Below are 25,060 nucleotides of genomic sequence, written 5' to 3'. Positions count from 1 at the left end.
CCGCACCTCAGTCGGCGCTTCGCGCCCGGTACGCCCGCGTCGCCATGCGGTTGCCGCAGCGGGTGCTGCAGTAGCGCTTCGACGCGTTCTTGGAGAGGTCGACGAACACGCCCGTGCAGTCGTCGGCCTGGCAGCGCGCGAGCCGGTCGATGCCGTCGGCGCGGATCACGTCGACGAGCGCCATCGCAGCCTCGACGAGCATGCGCTCGGCGAGCGGCCGGTCCTGCGAGACGGCGTGGATGTGCCAGTCGAGCGCGTCGTGGCGCACGAGGCGGGGGATCGCGTGGGCCTCCTCGAGGATCGCGTTCACGGCGCCCGCCATCGGGTCGCGCTCGAGGGTCCAGATCTCGCGCAGGCGGTCGCGCACGGCGCGCACCTCGTCGAGTTCGCGCCGGTCGCCCTCGCGTCGTCCGGAGAAGCCCCACACGTCGAGGAGGCCCGCGAGCTGGCCGGTCGTGGCGAGCTCGTCGTCGCCGGATTCGGACGCGCCGGGCACGGTGTCGGCGACCGCGGCCATGAACCCGAGCGCCGCGACCGTGTCATCGGTGAAAATCATTTGACTCCTGACATCCGCTCGACTACTGTCACGAGCATAACGACGTTCGGTCCTCACAGGGCCGACGGCGTGCGGACTGTGGAGGAGGCGGCCGTGCGTGCATCACGGGGGATCGTCGGCATCGCGCTCGGACTCGCGGCCGGACTCGCGTTCGGCGTGGGCGGCGTGTTCGTGAAGCCCCTGCTCGAGGCGGGGTGGTCGCCGGGCGCCGCCGTGCTCGCGCGCATCTCGATCGCCGCCGCGATCCTGGTCGTCCCGGCGCTCATCGCGCTGCGGTTCGACCTCAGGCCGCTCTGGCGCGCCCGGTGGACCGTGCTGCTCTACGGCGTCGTCGCGGTCGCGGGCGTGCAGTTCGCCTTCTACGCGTCGCTCGAGCGCATCCCGGTGTCGATGACGCTCCTCATCGAGTACCTGGCGCCGATCGCCCTCGTCCTCTTCGCCTGGCTGACCACCAGGCGGATGCCGCAGCTCATCGTGCTGGGCGGATCCGCGCTCGCGCTCGTCGGCCTCTGGCTCGTGATCGGGCCAGGGGGAGGCGACCTCGACCCGCTGGGCCTCGCGTTCGCCGCGATCGCCATGGTGGGCGTCTGCGTCTACTACGCGATCGGCGAGCGCGCGACCGAGCACCTGCCGCCCGTCGCGCTCATCGCGGCCGGGTTCGTGGTCGGTGCGGTCGCCCTCGGCGTCGCCGGGCTGCTCGGCCTCATGCCCATGGAGGCGGCGCTCGTCGACGTCGACTTCCTCGGCGGGACCGCGCCCTGGTGGGTCCCGCTCCTCACGGTGGGCGCGGTGTCCACGGCGTTCGCGTACTCGGCCGGCATCGCCGCCATCCGCATGCTCGGATCGCGCGTCTCCTCGTTCCTCGGGCTCTCCGAGGTGATCTTCGCCGGGATCGTCGGCTGGATCCTCCTCGGCGAGGCGCTCGGACCGCTGCAGGTCCTCGGCGGCGCCCTGATCCTCGGCGGGATCGTGCTCGTGAAGCTCGAGCGCGCGCCGCGCGACGCGGCATCCGAGGCCGTACCGGAGCCACTGCCCGTCTCGACCTCGGCGTAGGCTCCAGCCATGCGATTCGGCCTCGTCATCCTCCCGCAGTACGACTGGCCGGAGGCGGCCCGCCGCTGGCGACAGGCCGAGGAACTCGGCTTCGACCACGCCTGGACCTACGACCACCTCTCGTGGCGCGGCCTCGCGGGGGAGCGGTGGCACGCCACGGTCCCGACGCTCACGGCCGCGGCCATGGTGACCGAGCGGATCCGGCTCGGCACGTTCGTCGCGAGCCCCAACTACCGGCATCCGGTGCCGTTCGCGAAGGACGTCGCGACGCTCGACCAGCTCTCCGGCGGCCGACTGATCCTCGGGCTGGGCTCGGGCGGCACCGGGTTCGACGCCTACGTGCTCGGGCAGTCGGAGCTCTCGGCCCGCGACCGGTTCGACCGCTTCCGCGAGTTCACCGAAGCGCTCGACGTGCTGCTGCGCTTCGAGCGGGGTTCGGGCGAGGGCATCTCCTATTCGGGCGACCACTTCTCGGCGGTTGCGGCGCGCATGGTCGGCGATCCGGCCCAGGAACCGCGTATGCCGTTCCTCATGGCCGCCAACGGACCGCGCGCGATGCGACTCGCCGCGCGCTACGGCTCGGGCTGGGTGACCACCGGCGGTGGTGACCTCGACTCGGATGCCGCGTGGTGGACCCACCTCGCCGACCTCGTCGCCCGCCTCGACGACGCCCTCGCCGCCGAGGAGCGCGCGCCCGGCGAGTTCGACCGCGTGCTCTCGCTCGACGGCGACACCCGGTACTCCATGGCGAGCGTCGCCGCCTTCGAGGACGCCGTCGGGCGGGCCCGCGAACTCGGATTCACCGACGTCGTGTCGCACGCGCCCCGCGGGCACGGCCTCTACGCCGGGAGCGAGGCGGTGCTCGAGGAGATCGGATCGCGACTGCCGGCGCTCCGCTGAGCCGGGCGCGTGCCGCGCCGGGTCGGGCGCCGTGCCGGATCGGGTGCCGTGCCGGCTCGGGTGCCGCGCCGGTCCTCCGGGTAGCCTGTCGTGGTGCCCGCGCCCCGCTTCGTCTCTCCGCTCCGCTGGGAGCCGCTCCCGTACCTCGTCCTGGTGGCCCTCCTGCTCCTCACCGGCCTGATCCGTCCGGACAGCGGCGGATGGCTCGTCGCGCTGGTCGTGGCGATCATCCTGACTCTCGCCTGGGGCGTCGTCGCGTTCGTCCGCGAACGCCGCATGCGGAATCCGGACCCGATGGGCGACCTCACGAGCCTCGACGGCATCCGGGTCGTCGATGCGACACCTGTCGACGCCGAGGTCCGCAGCGTCGTCCCCGTCGTCGACGTGCACCGGCACCAGCCCGCGATCGACCTCGCCCGACTGCACGGCGGTGCCGCGCAGTCGGCGCTCCTGGTGCCGCGGGCGCGCCGATGGCTCTCGCCGAAGTACCGCATCGGCGTGCAGCTCGTCGGCGGCGACCGCCCGCGCCACGCGGGCTTCCTCGGCGATGCGGCCGACGCGCGCTGGCGAGACGTACTCGACGCGCTGCGGGTCGATCGGGGTGCCTACGCGCGGGTGCCCGCGGTCATCGACGGCGCCGCGCGGCCGTATCGCGTCGACCTCGACCTCAGCGGGCTCGGAGCGGTGATCCCGGGCGACGGCGACGCGGCTGCCGATGATCGGTCCTGAGGAATCGTCGTTCTCATAGTCGGGCACTCGTCCGAAGTCAAGACTGTTACCGATCGCGTCCGGCAACGTAGTCTCTCGCGGGAGGGGCGTCGATGAGGACGCCCTCCGAATAGGAGAGACGATGTATCGAACTACGAGGCTTTCCCGCCGCGCCGCCGTGCTCGCGACCAGCACTGCGGCGGTCGCGGCGCTGGCGCTGGTCCCGGCCGGCGCCGCCTTGGGGGCTCCGGCCGCCAAGGCGTGTGAGAACCGCATCACCAAGACGATCTCGAGTCTGCTCGCGTGCGTCGACGCCGATGGTGCAATGGAGCACCTCGAGGCGTTGCAGGCGATCGCGGACGCCAACGACGGCAACCGCGCAGCCGGCACCGAGGGCTACGAGGACAGCGTCGACTACGTGGTCGACACGCTCGAGGCTGCCGGATGGGACGTGTCGGTCGAAGATTTCCCGTACCTCTTCGTCGGCCCTTCGTCGCTCGAGCAACTCACGCCCGTGGCCGCCGTCTACGAGACGGGGCCCTACACGGGCACCGGCTATGGCGAGGTCGAGGGCAACGTGGTCCCGGTCGACCTCAGCCTCACGCCCCCGCGTGCGAGCGACAGCGGCTGCAGCACCGACGCCACGACTGAGGCGCCGGAGGACGACTTCGCAGGCCTCGACCTCTCCGGACCGAACGACATCGCGCTCATCCAGCGCGGCTGGTGCTCGTTCGCCGAGAAGGCGCTCAACGCCGAGGCCGCCGGCGCGGAAGCCGTCGTGATCTTCAACCAGGGCAACACCCCCGACCGTGAGGGGCTCATCGTCGGCACCCTCGGCGGCGACAACGTCGTCGGCATCCCGGTCGTCGGCGCGAGCTTCGCCCAGGGTGAGGCCCTCGCCCAGCCCGGCTCCACGGCGAAGGTCTTCGTGCCGGCGCCCGAGTCGCGCCCCCAGAAGAACGTCATCGCCGAGAAGACCGGCGTGAACGACGACAACGTCGTGATGGCGGGTGCGCACCTGGACTCGGTCCAGGCGGGCCCGGGCATCAACGACAACGGCAGTGGCTCCGCGTCGCTGCTCGAGCTCGCGCAGAACCTCAGCAAGCACGAGCCGCAGAACACCATCCGCCTGGCGTGGTGGGGTGCCGAGGAGTCGGGCCTGATCGGTTCCGAGGAGTACGTCGCCGGCCTCAGCCAGGAGGAGCAGGACCGCATCGGGCTGTACCTGAACTTCGACATGGTCGCATCGCCGAACTACATCTTCATGGTGTACGACGGTGACGAGTCCGGCTGGCTCGCCCCGGCGGGCGTGCCGATCCCCGACGGGTCGGAGCAGATCGAGAAGCTCTTCGAGAGCTACTACACCTCGGTCGGCGAGCCGTACGACGACGCGCAGTTCAGCGGTCGCAGCGACTACGACGCGTTCATCCGCGTCGGCGTCCCCGCCGGTGGCCTCTTCACGGGCGCCGAGGTCGTCAAGACCGAGGAGCAGGAGTCGATCTGGGGCGGCACGGCGGGCGAGTCGTACGATCCGTGCTACCACCAGGCGTGCGACACGATCGACAACGTCAACGAGCACGCGCTCGACGTGAACATCGACGCGATCGCCACCGCGGTCTTCGCCTACTCGTACTCGACCGAGTCCGTGAACGGCGTGCCGGGCGTGAAGGTGCCCGGCGGCCTGAAGCTGCCCGCCCCGGCCGGACCCGAGGGCACCATCGGCGGCAACGCCGGCGGCCTCGACCCCGACCTCGTGGGCGGTCACGACCACGAGCACGGGCCGACCGAGACCGAGTAGTCTCGTCCGATCCGACCAGCGGGGCCCGTCGCGACAGCGACGGGCCCCGCGCTCGTGCGTGGGGCCTCCAGGCCGTGCTGGACCTGGCGGAATGACGTCGGGAATACTTCGACCGAGTCATCCGTTCTGGTCAATTGCATGCAAAAGCATGGAACGAGAGAAGGAGCCCAGGAGGGCGACATGCAGTTCGGAATCTTCACCGTCAGCGACATCACGCAGGACCCCACCACCGGCCGCACGCCGAGCGAGGCCGAGCGGATCCAGTCGACGCTGACCATCGCCAAGCACGCCGAGGAGGTCGGCCTCGACGTCTTCGCGCTCGGTGAGCACCACAACCCGCCGTTCTGGTCCTCGTCGCCCACCACGACGCTCGCGTACATCGCCGGACAGACGAGCACCCTGCAGCTCTCCACGGCGACCACGCTCATCACCACCAACGACCCGGTCAAGCTCGCCGAGGACTACGCGATGCTCCAGCACGTGTCCGGCGGCCGCGCCGACCTCATGCTCGGCCGCGGGAACACCGGCCCGGTCTACCCGTGGTTCGGCAAGGACATCCGCCAGGGCCTGCCCATCGCGATCGAGAGCTACGAGCTCCTGCACCGCCTCTGGCGCGAGGACGTCGTCGACTGGGAGGGGAAGTTCCGCACGCCGCTCCAGGGCTTCACCGCGACGCCGCGCCCGCTCGACGGCGTGCCGCCGTTCGTCTGGCACGGCTCGATCCGCACGCCCGAGGTCGCCGAGCAGGCCGCCTTCTACGGCGACGGGTTCTTCGCCAACCACATCTTCTGGCCGGCATCCCACACCCAGCGCATGATCGCGCTGTACCGCCAGCGCTACGAGCACCACGGCCACGGCACCGCCGCGCAGGCGATCGTGGGCCTCGGCGGCCAGGTCTTCATGCGGAAGAACTCGCAGGACGCCGTGAACGAGTTCCGCCCGTACTTCGACAACGCGCCCGTCTACGGCCACGGCCCGAGCATGGAGGAGTTCACGCAGCAGACCCCGCTCACCGTCGGCAGCCCGCAGGAGGTCATCGACCGCACGCTCGGCTTCCGCGACTACGTGGGCGACTACCAGCGTCAGCTGTGGCTCATCGACCACGCCGGCCTGCCGCTGAAGACCGTGCTCGAGCAGCTCGACCTGCTCGGCGAGGAGGTCGTGCCCGTGCTCCGTCGCGAATTCGCCAAGGACCGCCCGGCCGACGTGCCCGACGCGCCCACGCACGCCCGTCTCGTGCAGGCGAAGTACGGGGATGCCGCGCCCCGCCAGGCGACCCCGAACGCCAACCGCGGCGACAACCTCACGCTCGGCTCGCCCTACCAGGACGGCACGACCGCCCCGGTCGGCGCCGCCTCGACCGGCTCGGCCTTCGGCCCGGCCGCGACCCGGACGGCGGGTGCGCGATGACCACCAGGAAGATCGTCGTCATCTCGGCGGGACTCTCCACGCCGAGCTCGAGCCGCCAGCTCGCCGATCGGCTCCTCGCCGACAGTGCGAACCTCCTGCAGGAGCGCGGCGTCGAGGTCGAGGCGAAGGTGTTCGAGCTGCGCGACCTCGCGCACGACATCACCAACCACCTGCTCATGGGCTTCGCGCCGCCGAAGCTCGAGGAGGTGCTCGACGCGGTCGCGTCGGCCGACGGCCTCATCGTCGTCACGCCGATCTTCACGACGAGCTATGCCGGCCTGTTCAAGTCGTTCATCGACGTGATCGATCCGCAGGCGCTGACCGACCTCCCGGTGCTGATCGGCGCCACGGGCGGCACCCCGCGCCACTCGCTCGCGATCGACTACGCGATCCGGCCGCTCTTCACCTACCTGCACGCCATCCCGGTCACGACGGGCGTCTTCGCCGCGACGAGCGACTGGGGCGGCGGCGACGGCGTCCGCTCGCTGCCCGACCGCATCTTCCGCGGTGCGACCGAGTTCGCCGACCTCGTCGAGCGGACCGACCGCAGCGAGATGGTGAGCGACCCGTTCGCCCTCGACCGCCCGATGGGCCACCTGCTGGGCGGCCTCGCGGGGGAGTAGGCAGCCGGGTTCCAGACGAGCGGATGCCGCGGCCGGACGTGTTCCGGACGCGGCATCCGTCGTTCGCCGACGTGAACAATGATTCACATCAGGTGACGGTGCCCAACGCGTCAGCCCGTCGGGCGGTTCATGTCGGGGATGGTGATCATGGTCGTGGTCGGCGACGTGCCCTTGTTGAGGAACGCCATGGCGAGCGCCCGGACGAACTGGTCGAACAGGTAGAAGTTCGCCGGCATGATCGGGATGAGCGATTCGCGGAAGGCGATGTAGAGCGGCCAGCCCTCGCGGATGATCACCTCGGAGGCCGGGTCGCGCTCGAGGCCGAGCCAGTCGCCGACCTCGTCGCCGAGCTGGTAGCGCACGAACTCGTTGAGGAAGCCGCGCGTGACGCCGAGGTCGACCTGCGCGGTGAGCCCGAGGAGCACCTCGGCGAGCTCCTGGCCCTCGGGCGTCCACGCGAGCTTCGGCGTGAGGATCTGGTCGGCCTGCGCGTGCGCGTCGGCCCACGTCGCCGGGATGTACTCGTCGCGCACGCCGAGCATGTGGAGCGCGACCTGCCACGAGTGCAGGAACGCGTCCTGGTCGGCGTTCGACATGGGCACGCCCCACTCCTTCAGCTTCTTGTGCGCGAACGTGCCCGTGCTGTGGAACGTGACGAGGATGTCGTGGTTCGAGATGGGGATCTGCTCGTCGTGTCCGCTCGCCTGCCAGTGCGGCGACTGCGGCAGCATGTGCCGCACCGCCGCGTGCACCATGCGGGTCCGGTTCGAGGTGACGAGGAACTCGCCCGTCCACTCGAACGCGTCGATGTCGCTCAGGTCGTAGCCGAAGCTGAAGGTCTTCGCCGCGCGGTCCTGCATGTCGGCGCCGCCCTTCGACCAGTACACCGACCGGGCCTCGCGGGGGATGACGGTCGACATGATGCCGCCGCCGATGCCGTAGATCAGGAACAGGTAGGTGTCCTTGCGGCGGTTGAAGTCGGCGGCGCGGCGCAGCTTCCAGATGTCCGCCCAGCTCGGGAGCCGGTTCGCGCCCTGCAGGAAGGTGCGCAGCTCGGAGGGCAGCCCGCTCGGCACGGACTGGCTGTTGTAGACCCAGTTCCGCATCGCGTGGTTCACGGCCGGCACCTGGCCGCCGTCGATGATGTCGGCCATGATCCGGTCGATGTCGTCGTCCCACACCCACTGCGGGTCGGTGCCGGAGCCGGACCCGAGCACGGATCCGGTCGACGGCCACGACCAGGCCGCGGTCGGGCTCGCGACCCCCGCGAACCCGAGTGCGGCGCCGAGGGTCAGGACGGTACGTCTGGTGATGTCGGGCACGTGGCCACCTTCTTCCGAGAGGAGGATGGACCCCGCCGCGACCTCGTCCTCGAGTCCGCCCCAGCATCCGCAGCCCATCCTGCGAACATGTGATCGGGCGTTAACATAATCCTTCCCCTGAAGGGGGCACAACCCCCGCGCGTGCCCGAGAATAAACATGAGGATCCCTCATTCAGGGGATACCCGTCGAGCGGTTCCGGGAGTAGCGTCGACCCGGGAGCGCGGCTTCGGCCGCACACGCCTCTTCTCTCGCCCTACCGGGTCAACCGACGCGCGCGAGCCGCGGTCGCATCCGCTGCCAAGGAAATCAACCCGAGAGAAGAACCATCATGTCCATCCGTCGTGCACTCGCCGCGCTCGGCGCGGCCGCCGCGCTCGTGCTGGTCGGCGCGGCCGGACCCGCCATGGCGGGCAACCCGCACTTCATCAAGAACGCCACCTCCGCGCACCTCGACGGCGTGAACCTCGTCGTCGACTTCAAGGAGGCCGGCCTGCCCTCCGGCGCGGTCGAGACCGTCGTCGCGAGCGCGGACCTCAGCGCCACCTACTCGTGCGTCAACGGCGGCAACAACGTGCCGTCCGATCCGAAGAAGACGACCATCGATTCACGGGTCTCCGAGAGCGGCGAGTTCACCGCCACGAAGAACGGCAACATCGTCGGTTCGCTGACGCTCGAGCCGACGCCCGCCGACGTGGCACTCGACTGCCCGCCCGGACAGACGGCGACGCTGTTCTCCGTCGTCTGGTCGAACGTGACCGTCGAGGACCTCGACAGCGGTGCGTTCATCGCACTGAAGGGCACCTTCAGCGCGCCCTGACCGGCACGCGCACGGCGCGGGGCGGATGGCGCCAGCCGTCCGCCCCGACCCGTCGCGGCCTGCCGCGCCCGGTCAGTCGTCGAGCACGAACGTGACCTCGAGCGTGACCGACCACTCGACCACGCTGCCGCCCTCGACCTTGACCTTCTGCTCCTTCACCCATGCGCCCTTGACGCCGCGGAGCGTCTCGACGGAGCGGGCGATGCCGACCGCGACCGCGTCCTCGAAGCTCGTCTCGGAGAAGGCGGTGATGGTGGTGACTCGTGCGACCGATGACATGGCGTTCCCCCTCGAACGATCCGGGCGCACCGGAGCATGCGCCCGGCTCCCATCATGCGCCTGCCCGGCGGGCGCCGCGAGGGGTTGACCCGTTCGCGACCGGCGCGCGAACGGCATCCGTCGCCTCGGTGAACCCTCGGCGCACGACGGCGTCTCGGCTCGTGTCGCATGCGCCGGCGCCCCCATGCTGGCCGCGTGAGAGTCGCACTGCTCGCCGAGTCGTTCCTCCCGCACATGAACGGGGTCACCCACTCCCTGCTGCAGGTGCTCGGCCACCTCGAGCGGCAGGGTCACGAGGCGCTCGTCCTCGCCCCTCGCTCCGGCCCGGTCGACCACGGCCTGCACGGCGCGCGCGCCGAGTTCCTCCGCTCGGTGCCGATGCCCGGCTACCCGGAAGTCCGCGTGACCTTCGCCGGCGCCCGTCGCCTCGCCGCGACGCTCGCCGACTTCTCGCCCGACGTCGTGCACCTCGCGTCGCCCTTCGTGCTGGGCTGGCAGGGCGTCCTCGCCGCCGAGCGCGTCGGCGTGCCGAGCGTCGCGGTCTACCAGACGGATGTCCCGGCCTACGCCGAGCGCTACCGGGTGCCGGGCGCCGCCCCTGCGATCGCCAACCACGTCGGCCGCCTGCACCGGCGGGCGACGCTCACCCTCGCGCCGTCCTCGGCGGCGATCGCGCAGCTCGAGGGATACGGGGTCGAGCGCCTGCGGCGCTGGGCCCGCGGGGTCGACACCGACCGGTTCCGGCCCGGGCGGCGGTCGTCCGAGTGGCGCCGCCGCTTCGCCGCCGACGGCGAGGTGCTCGTCGGGTACGTCGGCCGTCTCGCGCCCGAGAAGCAGGTCGAGGACCTCCGCGCGCTGTCCGCGGTCGACGGCGTGCGCCTCGTCGTGATCGGCGACGGCCCGGCCCGGCCGGCCCTCGAGGCCGTGCTGCCGGATGCCGCGTTCACGGGCTTCCTCGGCGGCGACGCGCTCGCCGAGGCCATGGCGAGCCTCGACGTGTTCGTCCACCCGGGAGAGAGCGAGACGTTCTGCCAGACCGTGCAGGAGGCGCTCGCGAGCGGCGTCCCGGTCGTGGCGACGGGCCGCGGCGGCCCGCTCGACCTCGTGACCTCGAGCCGCGACGGATGGCTCTACCGCCCGGGCGACCTCGACGAGCTCGCAGCTCGCGTGCGCGACCTGGCGGGCGATGACGCGAAGCGCCGGGCGTTCGGTCGCGCCGCGCGCGACGGCGTCGCCGGACGCAGCTGGTCGGCACTCGGCGACGAACTCCTCGGCCACTACGAGCACGCGCGCGCACTGCTGCGCGGCGCCGGGCACGCGGGCCCGTCGGTCGGTGCCTCACTGTCGGTGACGGAGCGGGTCCGCCCCGCCCCGGCGGCGACCTCCGCGATCGGCTCCGGTGGCGGTGCGCCCGCGGCAGGCGTCGACGGCGCCGAGCGGATGCCGCGAGGCGAGCCGGACGCGTCGCGGTCCCGTCCGACGTGGCGGAGGTTCGTGGCCGTCGGCGACTCCGTCACCGAGGGGCTCTGCGACTCGTCGAGGATGGCCGCGGGGGAGTACCGCGGGTGGGCGGACCGCCTCGCGATGCTCCTCGCCCAGTCGGGCGACGGCATCGGGTACGCGAACCTCGCCGTCCGCAGCCGGCGCATCGGCGACGCGATCGACGTCCAGTTGCCTCGCGCCGTCGCGCTCGAGGCCGACCTCGTCACGGTGCTCATCGGCGGCAACGACCTCGTGCGCGTCGGCGCCCGGGCCGAAGCCCTCGCCGACCGCGTGGGTGACGCCGTCGACGGGCTCCGGGCGGCGTCCGGGTGCGACGTGCTCGTCGTGACGCCGTTCCTGCCCGCGCACGCGCGACTGGGCTCGGTCCGCGTCGCGTTCGAGCGGTTCGCCGAGCGGCTCGTCGCGCGGGCCGACGACGCCGGGGCGATGGTCCTCGACGCCTCGACCCACGGCGGGCTCACCGCCCGCGGCATGTGGGCCGAGGACCGCGTGCACCTCAACTCCTCGGGCCACCGGGCGCTCGCCTATGCGGCGGCCGACGTGCTGGGGGTGCCGGATGCCGCGGCCCTCGCGGGGCTCGACGCCGTGCTCCACGGCGACGCCGACGCGCCCGACGAGCCCGACGCTCCGCCGCTGCCGAACGCCGAATGGCTGCTGCGGCACGCGATGCCCTGGGCCGGCCGACGCCTCCTCGGCCGCACGGCGGGCGACGGGCGCGTCGCCAAGCACGACGCGCTCGTGCACCTCCCGGGCCGGAACGACGAGCACGCGCAGCGCGGAATCCGCACGTGACCGGGCCGTGCCGCGGCATCCGCTCGACCCGGTCACCATTTCGCCCGCTAGGTCGCGACACGCCGTACTGGTAGGCTCGGCGAGGATGCCCACGCGGCATCCGCTCAAATCAACATGAGCTCGCGCCCGTTCTCGGGCGCTCCGGAGCAGGCCGGCAGGAAGCTGGTCCCCTGTGGTGGCTTACCAAGCGAGAGCTTGGTGGACTTCTACTGGTGGCCAGCGCTGGCGGGTCATCGACGCGCTGAGATCTGCCTGTTCCCTGCTCCTTGTTCACCTCGCGCGCCACACGGGCGTGCGAGCCGAAACAAAGGAGAGAGACCTCTTGGAAGGTCCTGAAATCACGTTCGCCGAGACGACCATCGACAACGGTCGCTTCGGCACCCGCATCATCCGGTTCGAGACCGGTCGCCTCGCGCAGCAGGCGCAGGGCTCGGCCGCCGCGTACATCGACGACGAGACCATGCTGCTCTCGGCGACCTCGGTGTCGAAGCAGCCGAAGGAGCACTTCGACTTCTTCCCGCTCACGATCGACGTCGAGGAGCGCATGTACGCCGCGGGGCGCATCCCCGGCTCGTTCTTCCGCCGCGAGGGCCGCCCCTCGACCGAGGCCATCCTCACCTGCCGCCTCATCGACCGTCCGCTGCGCCCCTCGTTCGTCGAGGGCCTCCGCAACGAGGTCCAGGTCGTCGTGACCGTCCTGGCGATCGAGCCCGACGAGCTCTACGACGTGCTCGCCATCAACGCGGCCTCCCTCTCGACGCAGCTGTCCGGCCTGCCCTTCTCGGGCCCGGTCGGCGGCGTGCGCGTGGCCCTCATCGACGGCCAGTGGGTGGCGTTCCCGAAGCACTCGCAGCTCGAGGACGCGGTCTTCAGCATGGTCGTCGCCGGTCGTGTCGTGACCGAGGCCGACGGCTCGCAGGACGTCGCGATCATGATGATCGAGGCCGAGGCCACCGACAACGCGTGGAACCTCATCAAGGCCGGTGCCGTGAAGCCCGACGAGACCGTGATCGCTCAGGGCATCGAGGCATCGAAGCCGTTCATCAAGCAGCTCGTCGAGGCGCAGCAGTCGGTCGCGTCGACCGCCGCGAAGCCCACCGCCGACTACCCGACGTTCCCGCCCTACCAGAGCGAGACCTACGACGCCGTCGCCGGGCTCGCCTACGACGAGCTCAAGGGCATCTACCAGATCGCCGGCAAGGTCGAGCGCCAGGACGCCGACGACGCGCTCAAGGCGCGCGTCAAGGAGGCCGTCGCCGCCAAGGTCGAGGCGGGCGAGCTGCCCGAGTCGGCCAACGGCGAGGTCTCGGCCGCGTACAAGTCGGTCACGAAGCTCGTGGTCCGCTCGCGCGTGCTGTCCGAGGGCGTCCGCATCGACGGCCGCGGCCTGGCCGACATCCGTCCGCTCGACGCCGAGGTCCAGGTCATCCCGCGCGTGCACGGCTCCGCCATCTTCCAGCGCGGTGAGACCCAGATCCTGGGCGTCACCACGCTGAACATGCTGAAGCTCGAGCAGCAGATCGACTCGCTGAGCCCGGTCACCAAGAAGCGCTACATGCACAACTACAACTTCCCGCCGTACTCGACGGGTGAGACGGGTCGTGTGGGTTCGCCCAAGCGCCGCGAGATCGGCCACGGCGCCCTCGCCGAGCGTGCGCTCGTGCCGGTGCTGCCGACGCGCGAGGAGTTCCCCTACGCCATCCGCCAGGTCTCCGAGGCGCTCGGCTCGAACGGCTCGACCTCGATGGGCTCGGTCTGCGCCTCGACGCTGTCGCTCCTGAACGCCGGCGTGCCGCTGCGCGCGCCGGTCGCGGGCATCGCGATGGGCCTCATCTCCGACACCGTCGACGGTGAGACCCGCTACGCGGCGCTCACCGACATCCTCGGTGCCGAGGACGCGCTCGGCGACATGGACTTCAAGGTCGCCGGCACCTCCGAGTTCGTCACCGCGATCCAGCTCGACACGAAGCTCGACGGCATCCCCGCCTCGGTGCTCGCGGGCGCGCTGACCCAGGCGAAGGAGGCGCGCACCACGATCCTGCAGGTGCTGAACGCCGCCATCGACGGCCCCGACGAGATGGCGCCCACGGCGCCGCGCGTCATCAGCGTGCAGATCCCGGTCGACAAGATCGGCGAGCTCATCGGGCCCAAGGGCAAGACGATCAACGGCATCCAGGACGACACCGGCGCCGAGATCTCGATCGAGGAGGACGGCACCGTCTACATCGGCGCGACCGACGGCCCCTCGGCCGAGGCCGCCCGTGCCGCGGTGAACGCGATCGCCAACCCGACCAACCCCGAGGTCGGCGAGCAGTTCCTCGGCACCGTCGTGAAGATCGCCGCCTTCGGCGCCTTCGTCTCGCTGCTGCCCGGAAAGGACGGCCTGCTGCACATCTCCGAGGTGCGCAAGCTCGCCGGCGGCAAGCGCGTCGAGAACGTCGAGGACGTGCTCGGCGTCGGCCAGAAGATCCTCGTCGAGATCACCAAGGTCGACGACCGCGGCAAGCTCTCGCTCGCGCCCGTCGTCGCGGAGGAGGCCGACACCAACGGCCGCGCCGCGACCGGCGAGCACGCCGACGCTCCCGCCGAGGGCGTCGACGCGTAGGCGCACGCGGCCTGCTCCGGATGTCCGTCCCGATTCGTCGGGGCGGGCATCCGTCGTCTTGCCGGCCGTTGCCGGCGACTACGCGCGGGTGTCGGCCGCGGCCGCGACGATGCCGCGCATGACGTTCCAGTAGCCGACGGGTGCGACGCGCGTGACGAGGTCGCTGAGGCGCGAGTCGCGGCCGATGAAGACGCGCGGGCGCCGCCGCACGATGCCGTCGACGATGCGCTCGGCCGCCTGGGCCGGCGTCGTGCGGTAGAGGGCGGCCTGCGCGTCGGCGGCTCGCGCCGCGGCGCCCGGCGCGACCGCGGCGGCGACGCGGGCGTGGTGGATGATGCCGGTCTGCACGCCCCCGGGGTAGATCGCCGAGACCGAGACATCCGTCGCCTCGAGCTCGTGGCGGAGCGCGTCGGTGAACCCGCGCACGGCGAACTTCGAGGTGACGTACGGGACGCGTCCCGCGGGCGCGGCCAGGCCGTAGAGGCTCGACACGTTGGCGATATGCGCGTCGCCGGCCGCGATGAGCGCGGGGAGGAACGCCTTCGTCATCGCGACGGTGCCCCACAGGTTGATGTCGACGACCCAGCGGAACTCCTCGAGCGTCGCCTGCTCGAAGCTGCCGAGCATCGAGACGCCCGCGCAGTTGAGGAGGACGCTCGGACCGCGATCGTGGGCGGCGGCGACCGCGTCGGGGAGGGCGGCGACGGCCGTGAGGTCGGCGAGGTCGATCACGTGCGTGCTGACGGACGCGCCTCGGGCGCGCAGCACGCTCGCGAGCCCCTCGAGCGCCGCCGCGTCGCGGTCGACGAGCGCCAGTGCGCACCCGCGTGCCGCAAGCAGCTCGGCCGACGCCCGGCCCATCCCGCTCCCGGCTCCGGTGACGACGGCGAGCCGGCCGTCGAGCTGCAGGGGACGTCGGCGTGCCATGGTGCTCCTTCGCGGGGGTGTTCGGGCAGTACACCCTGACACGGGAGGCGCGCCGAACCAAACCCGAGCGGTGCGCGCGATTCGCGCGCACCGCTCGGGCGCGGGTCACATGAGCGTCAGGCGTGCCGCCGAGTGGACGCGGGCGTTCTCCGCGTGCGCGTCGCGCGCGGCCGATCGCTCGGCGATGGCGCGCAGCATCCGCTCGCGATCGGTGCGCCGGATGGTGCGGCGTCGACCCCATCTCGCGAGCGCGAGGCCCGCGCGGACGGCCAGGTCGGAGCGCCGGCCCGACGCGGGGGAGACGGTGAGCGTGTTCATGGCCGTTCCGTTCCGTCGGTGTCGGGAGCCTGCCCGCGCACGAGCGGGAAGGCGTTGATGTGGATCTGCACGGGACGAGACCCGGGCGACGGCGTCTTCTTGTACGCGTCGATGTACTTCTTCAGCAGGACGTCGATGTCGGTCACGAGCCCGTGCAGCTGGTCGGGGGTGAGCTTGAGGTTGATGGTGTCGGACGTGGCGATGTCGAGCCAGTCGCTGCCGAACACCTCCTCGCCCGTGGTCAGGAACTCGCGGAAGTTCTGCTCGCGCGAGCGGAACCACTCGTCCTCGACGAGCTTCACCGCGAGCCGGTCGGCGCTGCCCGGCGGCAAGCTCCGCGCGTCGGGGATCGCGATCGAGCCGGGTCGGCGTTCCCACCAGCGTTCGCGCCCCTTGCCGCGGCCCTCGACCTCCTGCACGAGACCGGCCTTTGCGAGCTGGCGCAGGTGATAGCTGGTCGCGCCGCTCGATTCGCCGAGCCGCTCGGCGAGCCCGCTCGCGGTGAACGGACCGTAGGTCGAGAGCTCGTCGTAGATCTGCACCCGGAGCGGATGCGCCAGGCTCTTCAGGCTCTCGGAGGAGAGCACGTGGTCGATGCCCGGATGGCGGGTGCTGCTCGGCCAGGATTCGAGGTCGTCCGTCTGCTCGCCGTCGTTCGTCTGCTCGCCGTCGTTCGTCTGCGCGTCCATGGTGCAAAGGTATCGCTGCAAAGAACACTTTGCAAGCAAATGTTTGCAACTGTTCCTTTGGAACTCCGCCCGGTCGTCACGCTCCGGTTCCGCGAAGCACGGCGGCCGCCAGTCGCCCGGCGGCTCCCGGCGCGAGCGCGAGGTACAGGATCGGCTCGATCACCTCGAGTTCGAGGACGCTGAGCCGGCCCTCGTAGCGCACCACGTCGATCCGGGCGTAGTCGAGCTCGAACGGGAGTCGAGCGGCGAGCGCCCGGATCTCGGCGAGGTCGCCGGCGTCGGCCGCGTGCGCCTCGACCGTCCCGCCGTAGATGCCGTGCGCGCGGAAGTCGCCGGTCGCGGGCCGCTTGCGCAGCACGTGACTCGCCTCGCCGCCGATCAGGACGTGCGAGTACTCGCCCTCGTCGAGCACCGCCCGTGCGAGCGGCTGGACGAACAGCGGCCCGTCCGCCGAGGCGAGACGGCCGGGCAGGTCCGCCGCCCGGAGGCGCGCGACGCCGGCCCCGCCCACGCCCACCTCGGGCTTCACGACCAACTCGGTCCAACCCCGGTCGGCGACCGCCTCGACCGCCGGACCCGGATCCCCGGGGTCGGCGCGGATCAGGGGGACCACCGGCACACCCCGCCGATCGAGGTCCTCGAGATACCGCTTGTCGCTGTTCCACCGGACCGCGTCGAGCGGGTTGCGCACGCGACATCCGCTCGTCTCGATGCGCTCGAGCGCGGCGAGGAACTCGGGCAGGCGATCCACGTAGTCCCAGGTGCTGCGGAGCACCGCGAGGTCGAACGCGGTCCAGTCGGCGTCGGCGGACCACGCCAGCGGGACCGCATCGACACCCCGTGCGCGGAGCGCCTCCACGAGCAGCCGGTCGTCGTCGAAGAGCGCGTCGACGTCCGGGATCTCCCACGTGACGAAGCTCGGGAGCCGCTCGCACCGCAGCACCGCGACGCGCACGATCAGCCTGTTCGCTCGAGCAGGGGGCCGAGCCGGTAGGGGATGAGCTCGCCCATCGCGAGCGAGGTCTCCGTGCGCTCCACACCCTCGATCGCGAGGATCTCCTCGTCGATGCGGAAGAGGTCGTGCGCGTCGCGGCACACGACGCGCACGAGCAGGTCGATCTGCCCCGAGAGACCGTGCGCCTGGATGACCTCGGGGATCTCGGCGAGCGCCGCGACCACCTCCGAGAGCACCTTCTGCCGTGCATGCACCGCGACGAACGCCTCGAGCGGATAGCCGAGCGGGCTCGGATCGATGCTCCGCTCGAACGAGAGGAAGGCGCCGGAGGACTCGAGCCGCGCCATCCGCGCCTGCACGGTGTTCCGGCTCATCCTCAGCCGCTCGGCGAGCGCGACGACCGTCGCCCTCGGATCGGCCGCGAGGGCCGTGAGCAGAGCGCGGTCGACGGGGTCGTAGCCGGTCATACCGCCACACGTTAGCACCGAGATCGGGCCTGCCGCCATGCAACATGCTCAATGCGATCGTCGTTGCTTGAGCCGAATGCCAGATCGTCGTACGCTGCGAGTACCCGGCATCGGCGCCGGTGCGAGGCTGCCCACAAGGCGGCCGAGCCGACACGGAGGTTCGACGATGACCCCTTCCGACCGAGAGGCGACCGGGCTGCTGACCCGCCCCGACGACCTCGTCCGACTCCTCGACGCGACCGGCCGTCGCCACGCGAACCCCGAGTTCGACCCGTGGGTCGCCGACGTCGACGTCGATGCCCTGGTCGAGCTGCACCGCGAGATGGTCGTGGTCCGCCGGCTCGATGCGGAGGCCACCGCCCTGCAGCGCCAGGGCGAGCTCGCCCTCTGGCCCCCGCTCGCCGGACAGGAGGCCGCGCAGATCGGCTCGGCGCGCGCCCTGCACGAGGACGACTTCGTGTTCTCCAGCTACCGCGAGCACGCCATCGCGTGGCTGCGCGGCGTCCGTCCCGACGAACTGCTGAGCGTGTGGCGCGGTGCGGCGGCGTCCGGGTGGAACCCGTACGAGAAGCGGATGGCGATCCCCAACATCATCATCGGCGCGCAGTCGCTGCACGCCGTCGGCTGGGCGATGGGCGCGAAGTGGGAGGCCTCGAGCGCCGCCTCGATCGCGTACTTCGGCGACGGTGCGACGAGCGAGGGCGACGTCAACGAGGCGCTCGTGTTCGCGTCGAGCTTCGATGCGCCCGTCGTGTTCTTCTGCCAGAACAACGGGTGGGCGATCTCCGAGCCCGTCGGCCTGCAGTCGAAGCAGCCGCTGGCGCGCCGCGCCGACGGCTTCGGCATGCCCGGCATCCGGGTCGACGGCAACGACGTGCTCGCCGTGCTCGCGGTCACCCGCTGGGCGCTCGACCGCGCCCGCCGCGGCGAGGGCCCCGCGTTCATCGAGGCCGTCACCTACCGCATGGGTCCGCACACCACGGCCGACGACCCCAAGCGCTACCGCACCGACGACGACCTCGCCGAGTGGCGCGAGCGCGACCCGGTCACGCGGTTGCACGCGTTCCTCGCCGCATCCGGTGCCGACATGGAGGCGGTCGACGCCGACGCGAAGGCCGCCGCCGACCGCGCCGCCGCCGAGCTGCGCGCCGGGATCACCGCGATCCCCGACCCGGAGCCGATGAGCGTGTTCGACCACGTCTACGCCGAGCCGAACAGCCACCTCGAGCGCCAGCGCGACCGCTACGCGCGGTACCTGGCGATGTTCGACGAGGAGGGCGCCCGATGACCACCATCACCTTCGGCAAGGCCATCAACGAGGGGCTCCGCCGTGCGCTCGCCGACGACGACAAGGTCGTGCTCATGGGCGAGGACATCGGCACCCTCGGCGGCGTGTTCCGCATCACCGACGGCCTGAAGGCCGAGTTCGGCGAGCACCGCGTGGTCGACACGCCGCTCTCCGAGGCGGGCATCGTCGGCACCGCCGTCGGGCTCGCCTATCGCGGGTTCCGCCCCGTCGTCGAGATCCAGTTCGACGGGTTCGTCTACCCGGCGTTCGACCAGATCGTCGCGCAGGTCGCCAAGCTCCACTACCGCTCACGCGGGACGGTGCGCATGCCCATGGTCATCCGCATCCCGTTCGGCGGCGGCATCGGCGCGGCCGAGCACCACTCCGAGTCGCCGGAGGCGTACTTCACGCACACCGCGGGCCTGCGCGTCATCGCCTGCTCGAACCCCGCCGACGCCTACGTCATGATCCGGCAGGCCATCGCGAGCGACGACCCCGTGGTCTTCCTCGAACCCAAGCGCCGCTACCACGTCAAGGGCGAGGTCGACCTCGAGGCGAACCTGGCCGACGCACGCCCCATGGGGGTCGCGACCACGGTCGCCGCGGGCGACGACGTCACGCTCGTCACCTACGGCGCCCTCGTGCAGACCGCGAAGGACGCCGCGACCGCCGCCGCCGAGGACGACGTGTCGATCGAGGTGATCGACCTGCGTTCGCTCGCGCCCGTCGACTACGCGACGATCGAGGCGTCCGTGCGCCGCACGGGCCGGCTCGTCGTCGCGCACGAGGCCGGCGAGCAGGGCGGCGTCGGCGCCGAGATCGCCGCGTCGATCACCGAACGCTGCTTCGACTTCCTCGAGGCCGCGCCCGTCCGCGTGACCGGGCACGACATCCCGTACCCGCCGGCGAAGCTCGAGCAGTACCACCTGCCCGACCTCGACCGCATCCTCGACGGCGTCGACCGCGCCCTGGGTCGGCCGAACTCGCTCTCGGAGGTGGACGCGTGAGCACCATCCGCGACTTCGCACTGCCCGACCTCGGCGAAGGATTGACCGAGTCGGAGATCGTGGCCTGGCGCGTCCAGGTCGGCGATCACGTCGAGCTCAACCAGATCATCGCCGATGTCGAGACCGCCAAGGCCGTCGTCGAGCTGCCGTCGCCGTTCGAGGGCACGGTGACCGCACTGCACGCGGCCGAGGGCGAGACCGTGAACGTCGGCGAGAGGCTGTTCTCGTGCGACACCGGCGGGCCGGGCGATGCGCCCGCGGCGGCCCCCTCGGTCGAGACGGATGCCGCGGCCACGGCGTCGACGTCGGCGGCGACCGGCGCGGCGGAGGCGCAGGCACCCGCTTCCGCCTCCGCCGAGCCCGTCGAGACCCGCGAACCCACGCTCGTCGGCTACGGGGCGGGCGCCGAGCGCGGACCGAAGCGCCGGCCGCGCCGGCTCGGCGCCGCCGCGCTCAGCGAGGACCTCGTCCCGGCACCGCCCGAGCACGATCGCATCGAACCCGACACGGCGACCCACCCGCGCGGCGACGGCACGGGCCGCGGCGAGCGGCCGCGATCGACGCCGCCCGTGCGCAAGCTCGCACGCGACCTCGGGGTCGACCTCGAACAGGTCGTCGGCACGGGCGAACGCGGGCTCATCACGCGGTCCGACGTCGAGGCCGCGGCATCCGCGACCACGAGCACGGCGGCAGAACCCGTGTCGCAGCCCACGCCGGGCGCCCGCGAGGCCGCACCCACCGAGACCCGCATCCCCATCAAGGGCGTGCGCAAGCACACCGCGGCCGCAATGGTCCGGAGCGCCTTCACCGCGCCGCACGTCACGGAGTTCCTCACGGTCGACGTGACCGCGACGATGGAACTGCTCGCCGGCATCCGCGGCGACCGCGCGTACGCGGGCCACAAGGTGACGCCGCTCACGGTCGTCGCCAAGGCGCTCTGCATCGCCGCGGCCCGTACGCCCGAGGTGAACTCGCGGTGGGACGAGGAGGCGCAGGAGATCGTGCGCTTCGGGCATGTGAACCTCGGCATCGCCGCGGCGACCGAGCGCGGGCTCGTCGTGCCGAACGTCAAGGGCGCCGAGCGGATGACGCTCATCGAGCTCGCCGACGCGATCGCCGCGCTCGCGGAGACCGCGCGCGCCGGGCGGACCGCGCCGGCCGACCTCTCGGGCGGCACGATCTCGATCACGAACATCGGCGTCTTCGGGATCGACGCCGGCACGCCGATCCTCAACCCGGGGGAGGCGGCGATCCTCGCGATGGGCGCCGTGCGCCGCACCCCGTGGGGGCATCGCGGCGAGATCGCGCTCCGCGACGTCATGACGCTCTCGCTCTCGTTCGACCACCGCCTGGTCGACGGCGAGCAGGGCTCGCGGTTCCTCGCCGACGTCGGTCGGATCCTCCGCGACCCGGGTCTCGCGCTCACGATGGCCTGAACCGAACGGGCGGGACTGCCGGGACCGGCCCGGCGTGTCGCGGCGCGACACGCCGGGCCGAGGAGGTTCCTCCCGTTCCCGTTCCCGTTCCCGTTCCCGTTCCCGTTTCCGTTTCCGTTTCCGTTTCCGTTTCCGTTCCCGGGGGTGGCGGCTGCTCCGGCGGGCGAGCACCATGGCCTCATGGACGAGCACACCCTGCTTTCCCGAGCGGATGTCGCGGCCGAACTCGACGGAACGGGATTCCGGCACGACGGCGAGCGGCTTGTCGCGGAATTCCGGACTCCGGATTTCGCCGGAGCGGTTCGCCTGCTCGATGCCGTCGCCGTCGAGGCGGATGCGATGAATCATCATCCGGACGTGCGACTCGGATGGGGTCGCATCGAATTCGACCTGCTCTCGCACGATGTCGGCGGCGTCACGGCGAGGGATGTCGCGCTCGCTCGGCGGATCGGCGAGATCGCGGTCCGGCAGGGCGCGACGGCCGGGTGATCGCGAGGTCGGGCCGCAGGAGGCCGACGGCGTCCACGCACTCGACGGAAGTGTCCGCGCCGGTGACCTGAATTCGCGGTGCGCGTCGGTTTGCTCGAATTGCGCGCGAAAGGCCGCGGCGCCGATGAATTCTCCACATCCGACGGGAATGTGCGGAATTCCACGGCATTCGACTTTATGCTCTGAATAGCCCGTTCCCCAGAATTACGCGGTACCGACCGCAGAAACGGAAGTGCACGATGGCAAAGCGCGTGGTCGAGACGCTCATCGACGACCTCGACGGCAGCGACGCCGACCGGACCCTGTCGTTCGCGTTCGACGGCGACCAGTACTCGATCGACCTCTCGTCGGCGAACATCGACAAGTTCGAGGCGGCGCTGGCGCCGTACATCGGGGCGGGGCGCAAGACGGCCGGGCGAGGCGGTGCGACCCGTCGCCGCGGCGGCGCTGCCGCGGGCGGCGGCGACACGAAGGACGCGCGCGAGTGGCTTCGCGCCAACGGGCACCAGGTGTCCGACCGCGGCCGGATCCCCGCGCCGCTCATGGAGCTCTACCGCAACCGCTGAGTACGGCGCCGCGCCCGCGGTATCTCCTTATCGGAGGACGAACTCGATCTCCTCGATCTCCTCACCGCGGGCGTTGGCGTAGTCGCGATCGCGGCCGACTTCGACGAATCCGAGCTTGGCGAGCACGGCGACGGATGCCGCGTTGTCGGCCGCGGCGCGCGCACGCACGGGTCGCGGCTGCGTGTCGAGGAACAGCCGCAGGGCGCGAGTGGCGATCCCGCGGCCCCAGTGCTCACGATCGATCCAGTACGTGATCTCGGGCATCCCCGTTTCAGCGTCGATCCAGCGGGCCACGCTGCCGACGATCCGGCCGTCGCAGCGGACGGTCCTCGCGTCGTAGTCGACCCGGTCCGCGAACTTCGCGACATGCGCGTCGTACGCGGCGCGGTCCGAAGGATCCACCGCGGTGAACGCAGCCATGCGGTTCGCCTCGGGATCGAGTTGGATGCGGAACAGCTCGTCGCGGTCGCCGGCGCGGGTCGCGCGCAGGGTCACGACGTGAGGCTCGACCATGCCATGTCCTCCAGGATGCTGCGGACGACTCTGTCCGCGGGTCGGCGCCCATGGATGCGGGCGCTGTGGGGGGTCGAGTTGATCAGTCCGAAGGCGGCGTGTGCCCGGATGCGCAACTCGGATTCGGCCCGGTCGGGCCTCAGGCGGGCGAGCACGCCCACCCACAGTTCGACGTAGGAGCGCTGCAGGCGCCGGACCTCGTGCGCGTCGGCGTCGCCGAGGCTGTCGAGGTCGCGGTCCTGCACGCGGATCACGTCGGCGTTCGCGAGCGCGAAGTCGACGTGGAAGCGGATGAGCGCGCGGAGCGCCTCGTCGGGTGCTGCGGCCTCCTCGACCGTGCGGTGGCCGCCGTCGAGGAGGCCCTGGCTCGCGTCGACGAGGATGGCCGCGAGGACCGCGGCCTTGCCGGGGAAGTGCCGGTAGACCGCGGGCCCCGAGACGCCGGCGGCCTGGCCGAGCTCCTCGAGCGTCACGCCGGGGTACCCGCGATCGGCGAAGAGCCGCGCGGCCGCGGCGAGCAGCGCGGCGCGACGGTCGGCCTTGGCGCGACCGCGCTCGGTGAGCGTCTCGGTCAGGGGGCACCTCCCTGGGCATTCGGTGAATGCACACTAACCGAACGGCTCGCGGGTGGCAAGCAGGCGAGGTCGGGCGGGCCTCAGTGCACGGATGCCGCGGCGGCCTCGCGGACGAGCCGGACCGCCTCGGCGGCCCCGTGGTTCCAGGGCGTGCCGTGGCCTGGCAGCACCCACGTGGCATCCGTCGCCGCAAGCCGGGCGAGCGAGTCGAGCGCGGTATCGGGCGCGTCCGTGAACGGCGCGGGCTGCGGACCGCGCCGCCCCGTGAGCACGTGGCGCGTGGTGAGCGCGTCGCCGACCGCGATCGCGTCGAGCGCGGGGGAGTGGACGGCGACGCTGCCGGGCGAGTGGCCGGGCATCGCGATGATCTCGGGCGATCCCGGGAGGTCGGCGAGGTGCTCACCGCCCTCGAGCGTGCGGGCGTCGGTGAGGTACTCGGTCTTCGCGCCGCCCTTGCCGAGTGCATAGGCGAAGAACCGCACGACGGGCCACGGGCGCACGCCGCGGCCGAACGAGGTCGCGGGCTTGTCGCCGCCCTTCGCCCGGTCGAGGTCGGCCGCGTGGACGTAGACCGGCACGCCGTGGTCGCGCCGCAGGCGCTCGGCGAAGCCGAGGTGGTCGGTGTCGCCGTGCGTGAGGATGACCGCGCGCACGTCGTCGATCGTGAGGCCGGCATCCGCGAGTTCGGCGAGCAGGTCGCCGTAGTGGCCGGCGAGGCCGGCGTCGACGATGGTGACGCCGCGGTCGTCGATGAAGAGGTAGGACGCGACGATCTCGTTGCCGACGCGCCGGAGTCCTGGTGTGAGTTGCATGAAGGCTATGATACATAGCTATGATGGCTAGTGTCAATAGCCATGGAGGAGGCGGTCATGCCGGCACCCGCGAAAGTCACCCCCGATGCGCTGCGAGCCGCGGCGCGCGCGATCCTCGAGCGGGCGGGGCAACCCGGGCTCACCATGCAGGCCGTCGCGGCCGAACTCGGCGTGCGGGCGCCCTCGCTGTACAAGCACCTGCGCGATCGCGACGCGCTCGTGCGTCTCGTTGCGGAGAGCGTCGCCGCCGAGCTCGGCGAGCGGATGGACCGGGTGCTCGCCGCCGAGACGGATGCGTCCGACGCGGTGCGCGCGATTGCGGCATCCGCTCGCCGCTACGCGCACGAGCACCCGCACGGCTACGGCCTGATCTTCGGACCGCTGCCCGAGCCGGCGCGGGCCCGCGGGTCGGCCATGGAGCGCGCGAGCGTCGCGATCCTCGAGGCCGCGCGGCGGCTCTCGGGCGAGGGGCGCGCGCTCGAGACGGCGCGCACGATCACGGCGTGGATGCACGGGTTCGTCAGCATGGAGATCGCGGGGGCGTTCCGCCTCGGCGGGTCGGTCGACGAGGCCTGGGAGTACGGGCTCGACCACCTCGTCCGGGGCCTCGCCGCGCCTGACTGAGGCTGCGGTTGCGAAACTCGGTGAATG

26 protein-coding genes are annotated in these 25,060 nt (G+C 71.8%); 15 read left to right on the top strand and 11 right to left on the bottom strand.

Going from position 1 to position 25,060, the window contains the following annotated elements; translation table 11 throughout:
- Positions 1-7: 7 nt before the first annotated feature.
- Positions 8-556, bottom strand: coding sequence for a CGNR zinc finger domain-containing protein (locus GJ743_RS09750; protein WP_155051753.1), 549 nt, complete (start codon positions 554-556; stop codon positions 8-10).
- Between the two features lie 93 nt (positions 557-649).
- Between GJ743_RS09750 and GJ743_RS09745 the strand changes: the two genes are divergently transcribed.
- The 6 genes from GJ743_RS09745 to GJ743_RS09720 all read left to right on the top strand — a co-directional run bounded on the left by GJ743_RS09745 (position 650) and on the right by GJ743_RS09720 (position 7,048).
- A complete protein-coding gene (locus GJ743_RS09745) occupies positions 650-1,609 on the top strand; it encodes an EamA family transporter (protein ID WP_328289024.1) in 960 nt (319 codons plus the stop codon).
- A 9-nt stretch (positions 1,610-1,618) separates the two neighbouring features.
- Complete coding sequence (locus tag GJ743_RS09740; RefSeq protein WP_155051751.1) at positions 1,619-2,509, top strand: LLM class flavin-dependent oxidoreductase; 891 nt, start codon at positions 1,619-1,621, stop codon at positions 2,507-2,509.
- 93 nt (positions 2,510-2,602) lie between these two features.
- The gene (locus tag GJ743_RS09735; RefSeq protein WP_155051750.1) at positions 2,603-3,238 is read left to right on the top strand and encodes a hypothetical protein; all 636 of its coding nucleotides are present in this window, start codon (positions 2,603-2,605) and stop codon (positions 3,236-3,238) included.
- 121 nt (positions 3,239-3,359) lie between these two features.
- Entirely contained in the window at positions 3,360-5,015 is a 1,656-nt protein-coding gene (locus GJ743_RS09730; RefSeq protein WP_155051749.1) for a M28 family metallopeptidase, read from the top strand.
- Positions 5,016-5,195: 180 nt separating this feature from the next.
- Positions 5,196-6,425, top strand: coding sequence for an LLM class flavin-dependent oxidoreductase (locus GJ743_RS09725; RefSeq protein WP_155051748.1), 1,230 nt, complete (start codon positions 5,196-5,198; stop codon positions 6,423-6,425).
- Entirely contained in the window at positions 6,422-7,048 is a 627-nt protein-coding gene (locus GJ743_RS09720; protein ID WP_155051747.1) for an FMN reductase, read from the top strand. The genes GJ743_RS09725 and GJ743_RS09720 overlap by 4 nt, the downstream gene beginning before the upstream one ends.
- Positions 7,049-7,158: 110 nt before the next feature.
- Here GJ743_RS09720 and GJ743_RS19560 read toward each other — a convergent pair whose 3' ends face one another.
- Complete coding sequence (locus GJ743_RS19560) at positions 7,159-8,370, bottom strand: oxygenase MpaB family protein (protein WP_328289023.1); 1,212 nt, start codon at positions 8,368-8,370, stop codon at positions 7,159-7,161.
- A gap of 329 nt (positions 8,371-8,699) precedes the next feature.
- Between GJ743_RS19560 and GJ743_RS09710 the strand changes: the two genes are divergently transcribed.
- The gene (locus GJ743_RS09710; protein ID WP_155051745.1) at positions 8,700-9,188 is read left to right on the top strand and encodes a hypothetical protein; all 489 of its coding nucleotides are present in this window, start codon (positions 8,700-8,702) and stop codon (positions 9,186-9,188) included.
- A 72-nt stretch (positions 9,189-9,260) separates the two neighbouring features.
- On the opposite strand, the gene GJ743_RS09705 is transcribed toward GJ743_RS09710, so the two are convergent.
- Positions 9,261-9,467 (bottom strand): dodecin family protein, encoded by a 207-nt coding sequence (locus GJ743_RS09705; RefSeq protein ID WP_155051744.1) that lies wholly within the window; start codon positions 9,465-9,467, stop codon positions 9,261-9,263.
- A gap of 195 nt (positions 9,468-9,662) precedes the next feature.
- On the opposite strand from GJ743_RS09705, the gene GJ743_RS09700 reads away from it, so the two are divergent.
- On the top strand, positions 9,663-11,762 hold the full coding sequence (locus tag GJ743_RS09700) for a glycosyltransferase (protein ID WP_328289022.1): 2,100 nt from the start codon (positions 9,663-9,665) through the stop codon (positions 11,760-11,762).
- Between the two features lie 322 nt (positions 11,763-12,084).
- Positions 12,085-14,367, top strand: coding sequence for a polyribonucleotide nucleotidyltransferase (locus GJ743_RS09695; protein ID WP_155051743.1), 2,283 nt, complete (start codon positions 12,085-12,087; stop codon positions 14,365-14,367).
- Positions 14,368-14,445: 78 nt separating this feature from the next.
- Here the strand turns inward: GJ743_RS09695 and GJ743_RS09690 are convergent, their stop codons facing one another.
- From GJ743_RS09690 to GJ743_RS09670, 5 genes are all read right to left on the bottom strand, one after another.
- Positions 14,446-15,294 (bottom strand): SDR family NAD(P)-dependent oxidoreductase, encoded by an 849-nt coding sequence (locus GJ743_RS09690; protein WP_155051742.1) that lies wholly within the window; start codon positions 15,292-15,294, stop codon positions 14,446-14,448.
- A 105-nt stretch (positions 15,295-15,399) separates the two neighbouring features.
- Positions 15,400-15,612: a hypothetical protein gene (locus GJ743_RS09685; protein WP_155051741.1), complete on the bottom strand. Its 213-nt coding sequence runs from the start codon at positions 15,610-15,612 to the stop codon at positions 15,400-15,402.
- Positions 15,609-16,301 (bottom strand): ArsR/SmtB family transcription factor, encoded by a 693-nt coding sequence (locus GJ743_RS09680; protein WP_155051740.1) that lies wholly within the window; start codon positions 16,299-16,301, stop codon positions 15,609-15,611. The genes GJ743_RS09685 and GJ743_RS09680 overlap by 4 nt, the downstream gene beginning before the upstream one ends.
- A 76-nt stretch (positions 16,302-16,377) precedes the next feature.
- A complete protein-coding gene (locus tag GJ743_RS09675; protein WP_155051739.1) occupies positions 16,378-17,256 on the bottom strand; it encodes an ATP-grasp domain-containing protein in 879 nt (292 codons plus the stop codon).
- Positions 17,257-17,258: 2 nt separating this feature from the next.
- Complete coding sequence (locus tag GJ743_RS09670; RefSeq protein WP_155051738.1) at positions 17,259-17,723, bottom strand: Lrp/AsnC family transcriptional regulator; 465 nt, start codon at positions 17,721-17,723, stop codon at positions 17,259-17,261.
- Positions 17,724-17,889: 166 nt separating this feature from the next.
- Between GJ743_RS09670 and pdhA the strand changes: the two genes are divergently transcribed.
- From pdhA to GJ743_RS09645, 5 genes are all read left to right on the top strand, one after another.
- Positions 17,890-19,011 carry a pyruvate dehydrogenase (acetyl-transferring) E1 component subunit alpha gene (gene pdhA / locus GJ743_RS09665; protein WP_155051737.1) on the top strand — a complete coding sequence of 374 codons (1,122 nt, stop codon included), beginning with the start codon at positions 17,890-17,892 and terminating at the stop codon, positions 19,009-19,011.
- The gene (locus GJ743_RS09660; RefSeq protein WP_155051736.1) at positions 19,008-20,018 is read left to right on the top strand and encodes an alpha-ketoacid dehydrogenase subunit beta; all 1,011 of its coding nucleotides are present in this window, start codon (positions 19,008-19,010) and stop codon (positions 20,016-20,018) included. The genes pdhA and GJ743_RS09660 overlap by 4 nt, the downstream gene beginning before the upstream one ends.
- Positions 20,015-21,454, top strand: a complete 1,440-nt coding sequence (locus GJ743_RS09655) for a dihydrolipoamide acetyltransferase family protein (protein WP_328289021.1) — start codon at positions 20,015-20,017, stop codon at positions 21,452-21,454. The genes GJ743_RS09660 and GJ743_RS09655 overlap by 4 nt, the downstream gene beginning before the upstream one ends.
- Positions 21,455-21,634: 180 nt before the next feature.
- Complete coding sequence (locus GJ743_RS09650) at positions 21,635-21,943, top strand: 4a-hydroxytetrahydrobiopterin dehydratase (RefSeq protein ID WP_155051735.1); 309 nt, start codon at positions 21,635-21,637, stop codon at positions 21,941-21,943.
- A 239-nt stretch (positions 21,944-22,182) separates the two neighbouring features.
- Positions 22,183-22,509, top strand: a complete 327-nt coding sequence (locus GJ743_RS09645) for a histone-like nucleoid-structuring protein Lsr2 (RefSeq protein WP_155051734.1) — start codon at positions 22,183-22,185, stop codon at positions 22,507-22,509.
- Between the two features lie 27 nt (positions 22,510-22,536).
- Here the strand turns inward: GJ743_RS09645 and GJ743_RS09640 are convergent, their stop codons facing one another.
- The 3 genes from GJ743_RS09640 to GJ743_RS09630 all read right to left on the bottom strand — a co-directional run bounded on the left by GJ743_RS09640 (position 22,537) and on the right by GJ743_RS09630 (position 24,409).
- On the bottom strand, positions 22,537-23,022 hold the full coding sequence (locus tag GJ743_RS09640; RefSeq protein ID WP_155051733.1) for a GNAT family N-acetyltransferase: 486 nt from the start codon (positions 23,020-23,022) through the stop codon (positions 22,537-22,539).
- Complete coding sequence (locus GJ743_RS09635; RefSeq protein WP_155051732.1) at positions 23,001-23,597, bottom strand: SACE_7040 family transcriptional regulator; 597 nt, start codon at positions 23,595-23,597, stop codon at positions 23,001-23,003. The genes GJ743_RS09640 and GJ743_RS09635 overlap by 22 nt, the downstream gene beginning before the upstream one ends.
- An 80-nt stretch (positions 23,598-23,677) precedes the next feature.
- Positions 23,678-24,409, bottom strand: a complete 732-nt coding sequence (locus GJ743_RS09630; RefSeq protein ID WP_155051731.1) for an MBL fold metallo-hydrolase — start codon at positions 24,407-24,409, stop codon at positions 23,678-23,680.
- A gap of 57 nt (positions 24,410-24,466) precedes the next feature.
- Between GJ743_RS09630 and GJ743_RS09625 the strand changes: the two genes are divergently transcribed.
- A complete protein-coding gene (locus tag GJ743_RS09625) occupies positions 24,467-25,033 on the top strand; it encodes a TetR/AcrR family transcriptional regulator (RefSeq protein ID WP_155051730.1) in 567 nt (188 codons plus the stop codon).
- The last annotated feature ends 27 nt before the right edge of the window (positions 25,034-25,060 follow it).

The sequence above is a fragment of the Agromyces bracchium genome (assembly GCF_009709675.1).
GTDB lineage: Bacteria > Actinomycetota > Actinomycetes > Actinomycetales > Microbacteriaceae > Agromyces > Agromyces bracchium.
The sequence above is the reverse complement of the archived record's forward strand: the minus strand, read 5'-3'. Positions and strand labels throughout refer to the sequence as shown.

Coding starts and splice junctions, on each gene's coding strand:
- GJ743_RS09750 (WP_155051753.1), bottom strand. CDS start 556: ATGATTTTCACCGATGACACGGTCGCGGCGCTCGGGTTCATGGCCGCG.
- GJ743_RS09740 (WP_155051751.1), top strand. CDS start 1,619: ATGCGATTCGGCCTCGTCATCCTCCCGCAGTACGACTGGCCGGAGGCG.
- GJ743_RS09730 (WP_155051749.1), top strand. CDS start 3,360: ATGTATCGAACTACGAGGCTTTCCCGCCGCGCCGCCGTGCTCGCGACC.
- GJ743_RS09725 (WP_155051748.1), top strand. CDS start 5,196: ATGCAGTTCGGAATCTTCACCGTCAGCGACATCACGCAGGACCCCACC.
- GJ743_RS09720 (WP_155051747.1), top strand. CDS start 6,422: ATGACCACCAGGAAGATCGTCGTCATCTCGGCGGGACTCTCCACGCCG.
- GJ743_RS09710 (WP_155051745.1), top strand. CDS start 8,700: ATGTCCATCCGTCGTGCACTCGCCGCGCTCGGCGCGGCCGCCGCGCTC.
- GJ743_RS09705 (WP_155051744.1), bottom strand. CDS start 9,467: ATGTCATCGGTCGCACGAGTCACCACCATCACCGCCTTCTCCGAGACG.
- GJ743_RS09690 (WP_155051742.1), bottom strand. CDS start 15,294: ATGGCACGCCGACGTCCCCTGCAGCTCGACGGCCGGCTCGCCGTCGTC.
- GJ743_RS09685 (WP_155051741.1), bottom strand. CDS start 15,612: ATGAACACGCTCACCGTCTCCCCCGCGTCGGGCCGGCGCTCCGACCTG.
- GJ743_RS09680 (WP_155051740.1), bottom strand. CDS start 16,301: ATGGACGCGCAGACGAACGACGGCGAGCAGACGAACGACGGCGAGCAG.
- GJ743_RS09670 (WP_155051738.1), bottom strand. CDS start 17,723: ATGACCGGCTACGACCCCGTCGACCGCGCTCTGCTCACGGCCCTCGCG.
- pdhA (WP_155051737.1), top strand. CDS start 17,890: ATGACCCCTTCCGACCGAGAGGCGACCGGGCTGCTGACCCGCCCCGAC.
- GJ743_RS09660 (WP_155051736.1), top strand. CDS start 19,008: ATGACCACCATCACCTTCGGCAAGGCCATCAACGAGGGGCTCCGCCGT.
- GJ743_RS09650 (WP_155051735.1), top strand. CDS start 21,635: ATGGACGAGCACACCCTGCTTTCCCGAGCGGATGTCGCGGCCGAACTC.
- GJ743_RS09645 (WP_155051734.1), top strand. CDS start 22,183: ATGGCAAAGCGCGTGGTCGAGACGCTCATCGACGACCTCGACGGCAGC.
- GJ743_RS09640 (WP_155051733.1), bottom strand. CDS start 23,022: ATGGTCGAGCCTCACGTCGTGACCCTGCGCGCGACCCGCGCCGGCGAC.
- GJ743_RS09630 (WP_155051731.1), bottom strand. CDS start 24,409: ATGCAACTCACACCAGGACTCCGGCGCGTCGGCAACGAGATCGTCGCG.
- GJ743_RS09625 (WP_155051730.1), top strand. CDS start 24,467: ATGCCGGCACCCGCGAAAGTCACCCCCGATGCGCTGCGAGCCGCGGCG.